The organism is Janibacter alkaliphilus, assembly GCF_013408565.1.
GTDB lineage: Bacteria > Actinomycetota > Actinomycetes > Actinomycetales > Dermatophilaceae > Janibacter > Janibacter alkaliphilus.
Genome location: NZ_JACBZX010000001.1, coordinates 1,414,039 through 1,425,910 on the forward strand (window position 1 = coordinate 1,414,039; position 11,872 = coordinate 1,425,910).

Genomic DNA, 11,872 nt, shown 5'->3' on the forward strand with positions numbered 1-11,872 from the left:
TCGGTGGGCCCCCGCCGCGCTCAGCCGAAGCGGCCCGAGATGTAGTCCTCGGTCGCCTTCTCGCTGGGGTTGTTGAAGATCTTCGTCGTGTCGTCGAACTCCACGAGGTGACCCGGCTTGCCGGTGCCCTCGATGTTGAAGAAGCCGGTCCGGTCCGAGCACCGGGCCGCCTGCTGCATGTTGTGGGTGACGATGACGATCGTGTACTTCTCCTTCATCTCGGCGATGAGGTCCTCGACGGCGAGGGTGGAGATCGGGTCGAGCGCCGAGCACGGCTCGTCCATGAGCACCACCTCGGGCTGCACGGCGATCGTGCGAGCGATGCACAGCCGCTGCTGCTGACCGCCGGAGAGGCCGGAGCCGGGCTTGTCCAGGCGGTCCTTGACCTCGGTCCACAGGTTGGCGCCGCGCAGGCTGGACTCGACGAGCTCGTCGGCGTCCTTCTTGTTGATCCGCTTGTTGTTGAGCTTCACCCCGGCCAGGACGTTCTCCCGGATCGACATGGTGGGGAAGGGGTTCGGCTTCTGGAAGACCATGCCGACCTTGCGGCGCACCAGCACCGGGTCGACGCCGCGGGCGTACATGTTCTCCCCGTCGAGGTCGACGGACCCGTCGACGCGGGCGCCGGGGATGACCTCGTGCATCCGGTTCAGCGCCCGGAGGAAGGTGGACTTGCCGCAGCCGGAGGGCCCGATGAGGGCGGTCACCGACCGCGGCTCGATGGTGGTGCTGACACCCTCCACGGCGAGGAAGCTGCCGTAGTAGATGTCGAGATCCTTGACGACGATGCGCTTGGACACGTGATTCCTTAGCTCGGGGCGGCCGGGTCAGCGACCGGTCTTGGGGGCGAAGAACTTGGAGATGAGCCGGGCGACGATGTTGAGCACCATGACGATGAGCATCAGCGTCAGCGCGGCGGCCCACATCCGCTCGAAGTACGGCTCCGGCGGCACGCCGGGGGTGGCGTAGCTGTAGTAGGCGAAGATCGGCAGCGTCGACATGCGCCCGTCGAAGGGGTTGAGGTTCGTCGAGTCCGTGGCACCGACCGTCACCAGCAGCGGGGCGGTCTCGCCGATGACCCGGGCGATGGCCAGGGTGACGCCGGTGGCGATGCCGGCCACCGCGGTGGGCAGCACCACCTTCGTGATCGTCAGCCAGCGCGGCACGCCGAGCGCGTAGCTCGCCTCGCGCAGCTCGTTCGGCACCAGCCGCAGCATCTCCTCGGTGGAGCGCACGACGACCGGGATCATGAGCACGGTCAGGGCGACCGCGCCGATGATGCCCATCCGCACGCCCACCTCGAACAGCTGGGTGAAGAGGGCGATGGCGAAGAGGCCGGCGACGATCGACGGGATGCCGGTCATGACGTCGACGAAGAAGGTCAGGCCCCGAGCGATGATCCCGTGGAGCACGCTGCTGCGCCCGTACTCGACGAGGTAGATCGCGGCGAAGATGCCGATCGGTACCGAGATGAGCGTGGTCAGACCGGTGATGATCAGCGTGCCCATGATGGCGTGGTAGGCGCCGCCGCCCTCGCCGAGCACCCCGCGCATGGAGTATGTGAAGAACTCGGCGTCGAAGCGGGCGATCCCCTCCGAAACCACGGTCCAGACCACCGAGACCAGCGGGATGAGGGCCAGGAGGAACATCGTCGTGACGACCCCGGTGACCACCCGGTCCACCGCGTGCCGGTGGCCCTCGACGCGGCGCGAGACGGCGAAGATCGCGACGAGGTAGATGGCCGCAGCGACCATCACGGTGAAGATCAGCGAGAAGCCCCACAGCAGCGTGACGATCAGCCCGCCGGCGACGAGCGAGCCGGCAACCACGGCCCAGCGCGTCGTCTGCGAGAGGGTGCCCTGGCCGCCACGGGCGAAGCCCTCGTCGTCGCCCGAGGGGCTCTGGCGGGTGTCGGTGGCGTTGTCCGTGGTGGTCATCAGTTGGCTCCGGAGAACTCGGACCGGCGGGAGACGATCCAGCGCGCGATCATGTTGACGATCAGGGTGACGAAGAAGAGGACGAGCCCTGCGGTGATGAGGGTGTTGACGTCGATCCCGCTGGACTCGGGGAAGTTCAGCGCGATGTCACCGGCGATGGTGCCCGGGTTGCCCGAGGTGGTGATCACCGAGGTGTAGCGCACCGAGGCGGAGAGGATGATCGCCACCGCCATCGTCTCGCCGAGCGCGCGGCCCAGGCCGAGCATGGCGCCGGAGATGATCCCGGACTTTCCGAAGGGGACGACCGCCTGCTGGATCATCTCCCAGCGGGTGGCGCCCAGGGCCAGCGAGGCCTCCTCGTGCAGCGCCGGGGTCTGCAGGAAGACCTCGCGGTTCACCGCGGTCATGATCGGCAGGATCATGATGGCCAGCACCAGGCCGGTGACGAGCATCGAGCGCGGGCTGGCGTTGCCGCCGAAGAACGGCAGCCAGCCGAGGTACTCGTTCAGGCCTCCCTGGACACCCATCATCCCGGGCCCGACGACGGTGACGCCCCACAGGCCGAAGATCACCGACGGTACCGCGGCCAGCAGGTCGACGAGGTAGCCCAGAGCGGTGGCCAGCCGACGCGGCGCGTAGTGGGTGATGAAGAGGGCGATGCCGATGGCCAGCGGGGTGGCGATGATCAGCGCGATCGCCGCCGACATCAGCGTGCCCACGAGCAGCGGCGCGATGTAGTGCACCAGCCCCTGCCCGCCACGCACCTCGTCCGGTGCCGCGGTGATCGCGGGCCACGCCTCCCAGAAGAGGAAGAACGCGACGAGGAAGAGGGTGACGAGGATGGTGAGGCCGGCCGAGGCGGAGAGGCCGAGGAAGAGACCGTCGCCGATCCGGCTCTTCGAGCCCTTCAGCTCGGCGCCTCCGGAGGTCTCCGGGGACTGGGTGGATGTGCTCACAGGGGGTGCTCCTGGTCGTGCGAGAGGGGGAGGGGCACGCGCGTCGGCGGCGGTCCACGCGATGGTGGACCGCCGCCGCGTCACGTGCGCGTCGAGATCACTCCGAGGCGGAGATCGCGTCGATGGCCTCTTCGGCGCGGCCGCGGAGGTCGTCGCTGATCGGCGCGGAGCCGGCCTGCTCGGCCGCGGCCTCCTGGCCCTCCTCGCTGACCAGGTAGCTCAGCCAGGCCTTGACGAGCTCGGCCTGCTCGGCGTCGTCGTACTGGGTGCAGGCGAGCTCGTAGGAGGCGAGCACGACCGGGTAGGTGCCCGACTCGGTGGTGTCGCGCGACAGGTCGGTGGCGTAGTCGTACTGGCCACGGTCCTCGACCTGCTCCGAGGCGTCGATGATCTTCGCGGCGGCCTCCGGGGTCGGGCCGACGTACTCCTCGCCCACCTTGACGTTGGCGGCCGGCAGGTCACCGATCTGCGAGACGTCGGCGTAGCCGATGGCGCCGTCGGCCTGGCCGATGGCGTCGACCACACCGGTGGTGCCCTTGGCGGCGGTGCCGCCGCTGACCGGCCAGTTGCCGTCGACCTCGTGCGGCCAGCTGTCCTCGGCGGCCGCCGAGAGGTACTCGACGAAGTTCTCGGTGGTGCCGGACTCGTCGGAGCGGTTGACCACGGTGATGTCGGTCGAGGGGAGGTCCGCGTCCGGGTTGTCCTCGGCGATGGCCTCGTCGTCCCAGGTGGTGATCTTCTGGTCGAAGATCTGCGCCAGGGTGTCGGGCGAGAGGTTGAGCTCGTCGACGCCCTCGATGTTGTAGGTGACGGCGATCGGCGAGATGTAGGCGGGGATCTCGATGAGGTTGTCCGCGCCGCCGCACTGCTCCTGGGCGCCGGTCAGCTCGTCCTCGTCGAGGTAGGCGTCGGAGCCGGCCCACGGCACCCCGCCGCTGACGAACTGCTCGCGGCCGCCGCCGGAGCCCACCGGGTCGTAGTTCACCGTCGCCTCGGGGTTGGTCTCCTGGAAGCCGACCTTCCAGGCGTCGACGGCAGCAGCCTGCGCCGACGACCCGGCGCCGCTGAGGGTGCCGGAGACACCCTCGCCGGAGCCCTCGCCGGAGCCGGTGTCCTCGTTGCTGGCACCGCAGGCGCCGACGGTCAGGGTCAGGGCCATCGCGGCCGAGAAGGTGAGGGCCTTGCGGCCGGTCGAACGCATCACGTCTGGTGAACCTCTCTCACAGGGGAGCTGGCGCGAGGCATCCCCCTCGATGCCCCGTGTCGTACGCGGGCAACCTAGGAAGCGACGGTGACCGGACGTACCGAGCCCGGTGAACGAGCGGTGAACCGGCCGTGCACACTGCGTGCGCCCGCGATCGTGGCGCGCGCCGCGGCGCCCGGTGAGCCAGAGTTGTGCGGTTCGGGAGGGGCTACGCGCGGTCCCGCGGGTGGTGCCGCTCGGCCGCCACCACCCGGGCGTCGGCCCCGGTGCCGACGACGTGCAGCAGCAGCACCTCGCCCTTCGCCATCCCGGTCTCCAGGGCGTCGCTGACCACCGACCGCGCCAGCAGCCCGTCGTCGCCGCGCGGCTCGACCCGCGCCAGCACCTCGTCGACCAGCCCGAGCAGCGTGGGGCCGTGGCTGCACAGCGCGCTCGCCACGCCGCGGTCGAAGACCCGGCGCAGGTGGTGCGGCGCCTTCGCCGGGTCGACGGCGTAGCCCTCCTCGGAGAGCCCCGGCTTGGTGCGCAGCTTGACCCCGAGCGCGGTGGCGAAGGGGGCGAGCGTGTCCGCGGCCCGGGTCGAGGGGCTGGTCACCAGCCGCTGCACGTCGTAGGCGCCGAGCAGCGGGACCAGCTCCCCGGCCTGCAGCGCCCCGATGTCGTCGAGCGGGCGCAGCCAGTCGTCACCGGTCCAGCCGCCGCGCGGCTGCGCCTTGGCGTGCCGCACCAGCGCCAGCGGCCACGAGGAGAGCACCCCGCGGGCGTCCGCCTCGGCGAGCGCGGCGAGCTGGTCCTGGTCGTGGGCGTAGCTGAGCCGACGGGCTGCGGTCGGCAGGTCCAGCCAGGCCACCTCGTCCACCTCGTGCTCCAGCGCGCCGTCGCCGCCGGCCACCTCGGCCGCCCAGTAGCGCACCTCCTTCACCTGCCGCCGGCCGTTGCCGGCGGTGTAGGTGGAGGTGGGCAGCGGCAGCCCGAGCCGCACCCGCAGCCCGGTCTCCTCGAGCGTCTCGCGCACCGCGGCGGCCGGGAAGGCCTCGCCGGGGTCGAGCTTGCCCTTCGGCCAGGACCAGTCGTCGTAGCGGGGCCGGTGCACCATGGCCACCTGCAGCGCACCGCGGCGGCGCCGCCAGGGGAGGGTGCCTGCGGCGAGGACGGCGGCCATGCTCAGCGCCGCGCCTTGCGGCGACGCTTGGCGTGCGCCCCGATGAGCCAGGACTGCACGTCCGGCAGGGGCTCGCCGGCCGCGTCCCGGTGCTCCCGGATCCACCGGCCGTCCCCGTCCAGCGCCCAGTGCGAGTACTCCTCGGACATGCCGCGCCGCAACAGGTCGAAGAGCAGGTCGACGTGCCGCGGCTCGGTGATCCGCACCAGCGCCTCGACCCGACGGTCGAGGTTGCGGTGCATCATGTCGGCGCTGCCGATCCAGGCCTCTCGCTCCTCCCCGGAGCCGAAGAGGAAGATCCGGCTGTGCTCGAGGAAGCGACCGAGCACCGAGTGCACCCGGATGTTCTCGCTGAGCCCGGGCACCCCCGGCCGCAGCGCGCAGATGCCGCGCACCCACACGTCGACCTCGACGCCGGCCTGGCTGGCCCGGTAGAGCGCGTCGATGATCTGCTCGTCCACGATCGAGTTGACCTTGATCGCCACGTAGCCGTCGCCGGAGCGTCCCTGGCGGGCGATCTGTTTCTCGATCCGGTCGACGAGCCCGTCGCGGATCGAGCGCGGGGCCACCAGCAGCCGCTTGAACTTGCTGCGCGGGGCCACCCCCGAGAGCTGGTTGAAGAGCTTGGTGAGGTCCTCGCCGACCTCCGGGTCGGCGGTGAGCAGCCCGAAGTCCTCGTACAACCGGGCGGTCTTGGGGTTGTAGTTCCCGGTCCCGACGTGGCAGTAGCGGCGGACCCCTTCGGCCTCCTGGCGGACCACCAGGGAGAGCTTGCAGTGGGTCTTCAGCCCGACGATGCCGTAGACCACGTGCACCCCGGAGTGCTCCAGCTTGCGGGCCCACTCGATGTTGTTCTGCTCGTCGAAGCGCGCCTTGATCTCGACGACCGCGAGCACCTGCTTGCCGGCCTCGGCGGCGTCGATGAGCGCGTCGACGATCGGGCTGTCCCCGCTGGTGCGGTAGAGGGTCTGCTTGATCGCCAGCACCTTCGGGTCGGCCGCGGCCTGCTCGATGAAGGCCTGCACCGAGGTGGAGAAGGAGTCGTAGGGGTGCTGCAGCAGCACGTCCTGGCGACGGATCTTGTCGATGATCGAGCGCGCCTTGGCCGACTCGGTGGGCGCCAGCTCGGCGTTGGTCCGGGCGACGAAGGGCGGGTAGTGCAGGTCGCTGCGGTCGATGTCGGCGATGTCGTTGAGCCCGCGCAGGTCCAGCGGCGCCGGCAGCCGGTAGACCTCCTCGTCGGTCACCCCGAGCTCGCGCACCAGCAGGTCCATGACGTGGTCGTCCATGTCCTCGTCGACCTCGAGGCGCACCGGCGGGCCGAAGCGGCGCCGGGTCAGCTCCCGCTCCAGCGCGGTGAGCAGGTTCTCGTTGTCGTCCTCCTCGACCTCGAGGTCCTCGTTGCGGGTGACCCGGAAGGTGTAGTGCTCGTGCACCTCCATGCCGGGGAAGAGCTGGTCGAGGTGCGCGGCGATGACGTCCTCGAGCGGCATGAAGCGGGCCTCGAAGAGGTCGGAGGTCACCGAGGCCCCGGCCCGGCGCACCTTCATGAAGCGCGGCAGCGACGGCGGCACCTTGACCCGGGCGAAGTGCTCCTTGCCGGTCTTGGGGTTGATGAGGATGACCGCGAGGTTCAGCGACAGCCCGGAGATGTACGGGAAGGGATGGGCCGGGTCCACCGCCAGCGGGGTGAGCACCGGGAAGATCTGCTCGGTGAAGAGGTCGCCCAGGCGCTCCTGCTCGGCGTCCTCGATGTCGCTCCACCGGACGATCGTGATGCCCTCCTCGGCCAGCGCCGGGCGCACCTCGTCCTCGAAGATCCGGGCCTGCACCCGGGTCAGGTCGTGGGCGACGACGGAGATCTGCTCGAGCACCTCCCGCGGCTCCAGCCCGGAGGCGGAGCGCACGGCGATGCCGGTGGCGATCCGCCGCTTCAGCCCGGCCACCCGGACCATGAAGAACTCGTCGAGGTTGCTGGTGAAGATCGCCAGGAAGCGGGCCCGCTCCAGCAGCGGGACGTCCTCGTCGGCGGCCAGCTGCAGCACCCGCTCGTTGAACTGCAGCCAGCTGATCTCGCGGTCGAGGAAGCGGTCGGCCGGCAGCGAGCTGTCCTGCTCGGCGTCCTCGTCGCTGGCCGCGCGCACGAAGCGCCCGTTCGCCGCCCGCGGCCGCAGCCACGGGTTCGCGGTGGGCGAGGAGGTGGTGATCGAGACGTCGGACGAGCGGGCGCCGCCGTCCCCGGTCCGGGTCTCCTGGGTGCTCTCCGGCTGCGGCATGACGCCCATCCTTCCAGTCAGCGTTGAACGGCCCGTGAATACATGACGTGCGCGTCCCGGCGCACGAAGCCCACCCTGCCGTAGGTGGCCAGCGCGGGCGCGTTGTCGCCCTCGACGTAGAGCTCCACCTCGCCCAGCCCGAGCCCGGCCAGGTGCGCCAGCCCGAGCCTCGTCAGCGGCCCGGCCAGCCCGCGCCCCTGGTGGTCCGGGCGAACGCCGACGACGTAGACCTCGCCGACGCCGTCCTCCACCTTCGTCCAGTGGAAGCCGACGATCTCCTCGCGCCCGGCCTCACCCTCGCTCTCGCCCTCGACGAGCAGCAGCAGCCCGGCCGGGTTGAACCAGTCCAGGCCCATCCGCTCGTCCAGACCTGTCTGGTCGAGGGCACCCTGCTCCGGGTGGTCGGCGAAGGCGGCGGCATTGACCGCCAGCAGCTCGGTGTCGTCCTGGCCGGGGACGAAGGGGCGCACCCGCACCCCGTCGGGGAGGTCGGGGGCGCTCGCGTCGTCGCGGGTGAGCGGCCGGGCCAGCACGAGCAGCTCGCGGGAGACCTCGAGACCGAGGGCGGCAGCCAGGGCGCGCGCGGCCGGCAGATCGCCGTGGGCCCACAGCCGGGCGTCGCCGCGCTCGTCGAGGACGTCCTGCACCAGCGCCCGACCCAGCCCGCGGCGGCGGGCGTCTGGGACGACGAGCGCCTCCGCCGAGCCGTCCTCGGCCAGGCCGGCGTAGCCGAGCACCGCGCCGTCGGGGGTGCCGTCGGCGGTGATCAGCCGGTGGTTGCCCGGGCGGGTCAGGGCCAGCTCGAAGGCCTCACCCAGCGGGGCCACCCCGTCGGTCGCGCGGGCGGCCGACGCCGCAGCGAGCACCGCCTGGGGGTCGGGCAGCTCGCGCAGCCGGGTCACGTCCGCGGTGCTCATGAGACCCCCACCGGGACCTCGGCCTCGACCTCGTCGGGGCTCTCCGGGACGAAGCGGTAGCCGACGTTGCGCACGGTGCCGATGAGCACCTCGTGCTCGCTCCCGAGCTTGGCGCGCAGCCGGCGGACGTGCACGTCCACGGTCCGGGTGCCGCCGTAGTAGTCGTACCCCCAGACCTCCTGCAGCAGCTGGGCCCGGGTGAAGACGCGGCCGGGGTGCTGGGCGAGGTACTTCAGCAGCTCGAACTCCTTGTAGGTCAGGTCCAGCGGCCGGCCGCGCAGCCGCGCGGAGTAGCTGGCCTCGTCGATGGTCAGGTCGCCGGTGGTGATCCGCTCGGCGGCCTCGTCGTCGTCCTCGCCGGCGCGCGAGGTGGCCAGCCGGATCCGCGCCTCGACCTCGGCCGGGCCGGCGCTGTCGAGGACGACGTCGTCCACGCCCCACTCCCCGTTGAGGGCGGTGAGGCCCCCTTCGGTGAGGATCGCGATCACCGGCGAGGAGGTGCCGGCGGTGCGGATCAGCCGGGTGAGCGAGCGGGCCTGCACGAGCTCGCGGCGGGCGTCGACGAGGATGACGTCCACCGGCGGCGCCTCGACCAGCGCCGACGCCTCCGCCGGGGAGGTGCGCACCAGGTGGCCCAGCAGCCCCAGCGCCGGGAGGACCTCGGCGCTGGGCGCGAGGTCGTCCGTGAGCAGGAGCAGGCGGGCCATGACCTCCAGGATATGCCTGTTGCTCGCGGCGCCGCCGAGGGTGACACCACGCGGGATAGGGTCGCCCCCGTGACGTCCGAGCGGTCCGCCGAGCCGGTGACGCGCGCCACGCTGCGTGCCCGGCACGTCGGTGACCCGGCCGCCGCCCCCCTGGACCCCGAGGCTCCGCCCGCTCGCCCGCGACCGCTGGTCGCCGTCGGCGCCGTGCTCGCCGGGCTGGTGCTGGCGGGTCTCTCGCGGCTCGACGGCAGCCTGCCGCTGATCGTCGGCTACCTCGTCCTCGGGCTGGTGGTGGTCGTCGGCTGGCCCCGGTTGCTCGGCTCGGCCACGCCGGTCGGGTCGTCGTTGGTGCTGCTCACCGCGCTGGTCGGCATCGCCACCGCGCTCGCGGTGCGCGAGCCGGTCGACCTCGCGCTGGTCACCGTCGGGGTCGGCGCGGGCGTCGTCGCGATGTGCCTGCAGCCGCTGGTCCAGGCCCCGGCGCGGGAGACGCTGGCGGCGCACCTGGCCGCCTCCGCCCTGGGGATCGCCGTGCTCACCTGCGGGGCGGTGCTGCTCACCGCGCCGGCCACCGGCGGCTACCCGGTGGCCGTCGCCGGGGTGGCCGTGGCCGTCGCGGCGGTCGCCGACCTGGCCACCGAGCGCCCCGGTCGCCAGGCGTGGATGCTGCCGGTGGCGGTGCTGCTCGGCGGGCTCGGCGGCCTGGCGACCAGCCTGGCCCTCGACGGAGGGCTCGGCGCCTGGGCGGCGCTGCTGGGGATGCTCGTCGCCGGGGTGGCCCTCTGCCTGCGCCGGATGCTCGCCCAGCTCCCGGCGATCGACTCGGCGGCGGCACCGGCGGCCGGCGTGGCCTCGGTGCTCGTCGTCGGCCCGGTGGTCCACCTGCTCGCCCGGGCGCTGCTGGGCTGAGCCGGGCGCCGCTGGGGCTGGTCGCCCTTCGGCACCTAGCATGGGGCGGTGTTCACCATCGACCCCACGCTGCACCCGGACATCGCCCCGCTCGCCTGGCTGGTCGGCCGCTGGGAGGGCGCCGGCGTGGTCGGCTACCCCACCATGGAGTCCGCCAACTTCGGCCAGGAGGTCTTCGTCACCCACGACGGTCGGCCCTTCCTCACCTGGCTGAGCCAGACCTGGCTGCTGGACGAGCAGGGCGAGAAGACCGAGCCCTACGCCACCGAGACCGGCTACTGGCGGGCGGCCGGCGAGGGCGAGGTGGAGCTGCTGCTGGCGCACCCGACCGGGATCGTCGAGATGTACTACGGCAGCGTCGAGCCGGCCCGGGTCGAGCTGAAGACCGACGGCGTCATCCGCAGCTCGGGTGCCGCCGACTACTCCGCCGCGCAGCGGATGTACGGCTACGTGAACAGCAACCTCATGTGGGTGATGGACATGGCCGCCGAGGGGCACCCGATGACCAGCCACATGAGCGCGGAGCTCAAGCGCGTCGAGTGAGCCCGGGGCCGCCGAGCCGCTGCCGGTGGTCCCCCGTCACCGGTACCCGGGCGAGGGTCGAGGGCGGAGAGGCGGGGACGTAGATTGGTGGCATGACCGATCTCGCGCCGTCCGTGCTGCTGGACACCCGTGGGGCCGTCCCCGGCGACGGCCCGGACGCTGGCGTGGCCGCCCACTACGGCGACCCGGTGCGCGAGCAGCGGCTGCTGCAGGAGGGCCTGGGCGTCGTCGACCTCTCGCACCGCGGGGTGGTCCGGCTGCGCGGGCGGGACCGGCTCTCCTGGCTGCACTCGCTCACCTCGCAGCAGCTGACCGACCTGGCCCCGCGCGCCTCCGCCGAGTCGCTCGTGCTCAGCCCCAAGGGGCACGTCGAGCATGCCCTGCACGTCGTCGACGACGGTGAGCAGACCTGGATCACCGTCGAGCCCGGGACCGCGCCGCAGCTGGCCGGCTGGCTGGACTCGATGCGCTTCATGCTCGACGTCACCGTCGAGGACGTCACCGACGACTTCGCCGTCCTGGGCGAGCCGATCGGACGGGCCGGCGTCGACGGCGAGCCGCCGACCTGGGTGGACCCGTGGCCCGGGCCGGTCGGCGACACCGCCGAGTACGGCCCGCCCACCGACGATCACCCCGCGCGTGACCGGGCCTGGCGCGAGCTGGTGGTGCCCCGCGGCGAGCTGGCCGACCACGTCGGCGACCGGGACCTCGTCGGCACCTGGGCGGCCGAGGCGCTGCGGGTGGTGGCCTGGCGGCCCCGGCTGGGCGTCGACACCGACCACCGCACGATCGCCCACGAGCTCGACTGGCTGCGCACCGCGGTCCACCTGCACAAGGGGTGCTACCGCGGGCAGGAGACGATCGCCCGGGTGCACAACCTGGGGCGTCCGCCGCGCCGGCTGGTCTTCCTCCACCTCGACGGCTCCGGGCACCTGCTGCCCGAGGCCGGCGCCGAGATCCGCCTCGGCGAGCGGGCCGTCGGCCGGCTGACCAGCATCGCCCGCCACCACGAGGACGGGCCGGTGGGCCTGGCGGTGGTCAAGCGCTCCACCGACCCGGAGGCCACGCTGCTCGTCACCGGTGACGTGACCGCGGCGCAGACGCTCGTCGTCGCCCCCTGACCCCCTTCGTCTCCCACCCCGACATCGCCGCCTAGAGACCCGGCTACCACGCAGTAAGTGTCGTGATCACAGCACTTACTGCGTGGTAGCCGGTTCTTGTGGGTGCCGCGGGGGGAAGGGGGAGTGAGGGAGGTCACGGC

11 protein-coding genes are annotated in these 11,872 nt (G+C 72.3%); 3 read left to right on the forward strand and 8 right to left on the reverse strand.

What is annotated here, in order from left to right:
• Positions 1-20: 20 nt before the first annotated feature.
• The 8 genes from pstB to BJY28_RS06920 form a co-directional block, all read right to left on the reverse strand.
• Entirely contained in the window at positions 21-800 is a 780-nt protein-coding gene (pstB, locus tag BJY28_RS06885; protein ID WP_179462348.1) for a phosphate ABC transporter ATP-binding protein PstB, read from the reverse strand.
• Between the two features lie 27 nt (positions 801-827).
• Entirely contained in the window at positions 828-1,937 is a 1,110-nt protein-coding gene (gene pstA / locus BJY28_RS06890; protein WP_179462349.1) for a phosphate ABC transporter permease PstA, read from the reverse strand.
• Positions 1,937-2,848, reverse strand: coding sequence for a phosphate ABC transporter permease subunit PstC (gene pstC, locus BJY28_RS06895; protein ID WP_218913056.1), 912 nt, complete (start codon positions 2,846-2,848; stop codon positions 1,937-1,939). The genes pstA and pstC overlap by 1 nt, the downstream gene beginning before the upstream one ends.
• A 142-nt stretch (positions 2,849-2,990) precedes the next feature.
• Positions 2,991-4,094 (reverse strand): phosphate ABC transporter substrate-binding protein PstS, encoded by a 1,104-nt coding sequence (gene pstS / locus BJY28_RS06900; RefSeq protein ID WP_179463993.1) that lies wholly within the window; start codon positions 4,092-4,094, stop codon positions 2,991-2,993.
• A gap of 211 nt (positions 4,095-4,305) precedes the next feature.
• The gene (locus tag BJY28_RS06905) at positions 4,306-5,259 is read right to left on the reverse strand and encodes an NUDIX hydrolase (protein ID WP_179462350.1); all 954 of its coding nucleotides are present in this window, start codon (positions 5,257-5,259) and stop codon (positions 4,306-4,308) included.
• A gap of 2 nt (positions 5,260-5,261) precedes the next feature.
• Positions 5,262-7,535 carry an RNA degradosome polyphosphate kinase gene (locus tag BJY28_RS06910; RefSeq protein ID WP_179462351.1) on the reverse strand — a complete coding sequence of 758 codons (2,274 nt, stop codon included), beginning with the start codon at positions 7,533-7,535 and terminating at the stop codon, positions 5,262-5,264.
• A gap of 17 nt (positions 7,536-7,552) precedes the next feature.
• Entirely contained in the window at positions 7,553-8,452 is a 900-nt protein-coding gene (gene mshD / locus BJY28_RS06915) for a mycothiol synthase (protein WP_179462352.1), read from the reverse strand.
• Positions 8,449-9,159, reverse strand: a complete 711-nt coding sequence (locus tag BJY28_RS06920) for a response regulator transcription factor (protein ID WP_179462353.1) — start codon at positions 9,157-9,159, stop codon at positions 8,449-8,451. The genes mshD and BJY28_RS06920 overlap by 4 nt, the downstream gene beginning before the upstream one ends.
• Before the next feature lie 69 nt (positions 9,160-9,228).
• Between BJY28_RS06920 and BJY28_RS06925 the strand changes: the two genes are divergently transcribed.
• The 3 genes from BJY28_RS06925 to ygfZ all read left to right on the forward strand — a co-directional run bounded on the left by BJY28_RS06925 (position 9,229) and on the right by ygfZ (position 11,732).
• Entirely contained in the window at positions 9,229-10,068 is an 840-nt protein-coding gene (locus BJY28_RS06925; RefSeq protein ID WP_179462354.1) for a hypothetical protein, read from the forward strand.
• A 48-nt stretch (positions 10,069-10,116) separates the two neighbouring features.
• On the forward strand, positions 10,117-10,611 hold the full coding sequence (locus BJY28_RS06930; RefSeq protein WP_179462355.1) for a heme-binding beta-barrel domain-containing protein: 495 nt from the start codon (positions 10,117-10,119) through the stop codon (positions 10,609-10,611).
• A 92-nt stretch (positions 10,612-10,703) separates the two neighbouring features.
• A complete protein-coding gene (ygfZ, locus tag BJY28_RS06935) occupies positions 10,704-11,732 on the forward strand; it encodes a CAF17-like 4Fe-4S cluster assembly/insertion protein YgfZ (RefSeq protein WP_179462356.1) in 1,029 nt (342 codons plus the stop codon).
• Positions 11,733-11,872: the final 140 nt, after the last annotated feature.

Excerpts from the sequence above, each read along its gene's own strand:
- pstA (WP_179462349.1), bottom strand. The coding sequence starts at position 1,937 with ATGACCACCACGGACAACGCCACCGACACCCGCCAGAGCCCCTCGGGC.
- pstS (WP_179463993.1), bottom strand. The coding sequence starts at position 4,094 with ATGCGTTCGACCGGCCGCAAGGCCCTCACCTTCTCGGCCGCGATGGCC.
- BJY28_RS06905 (WP_179462350.1), bottom strand. The coding sequence starts at position 5,259 with ATGGCCGCCGTCCTCGCCGCAGGCACCCTCCCCTGGCGGCGCCGCCGC.
- BJY28_RS06910 (WP_179462351.1), bottom strand. The coding sequence starts at position 7,535 with ATGCCGCAGCCGGAGAGCACCCAGGAGACCCGGACCGGGGACGGCGGC.
- mshD (WP_179462352.1), bottom strand. The coding sequence starts at position 8,452 with ATGAGCACCGCGGACGTGACCCGGCTGCGCGAGCTGCCCGACCCCCAG.
- BJY28_RS06920 (WP_179462353.1), bottom strand. The coding sequence starts at position 9,159 with ATGGCCCGCCTGCTCCTGCTCACGGACGACCTCGCGCCCAGCGCCGAG.
- ygfZ (WP_179462356.1), top strand. The coding sequence starts at position 10,704 with ATGACCGATCTCGCGCCGTCCGTGCTGCTGGACACCCGTGGGGCCGTC.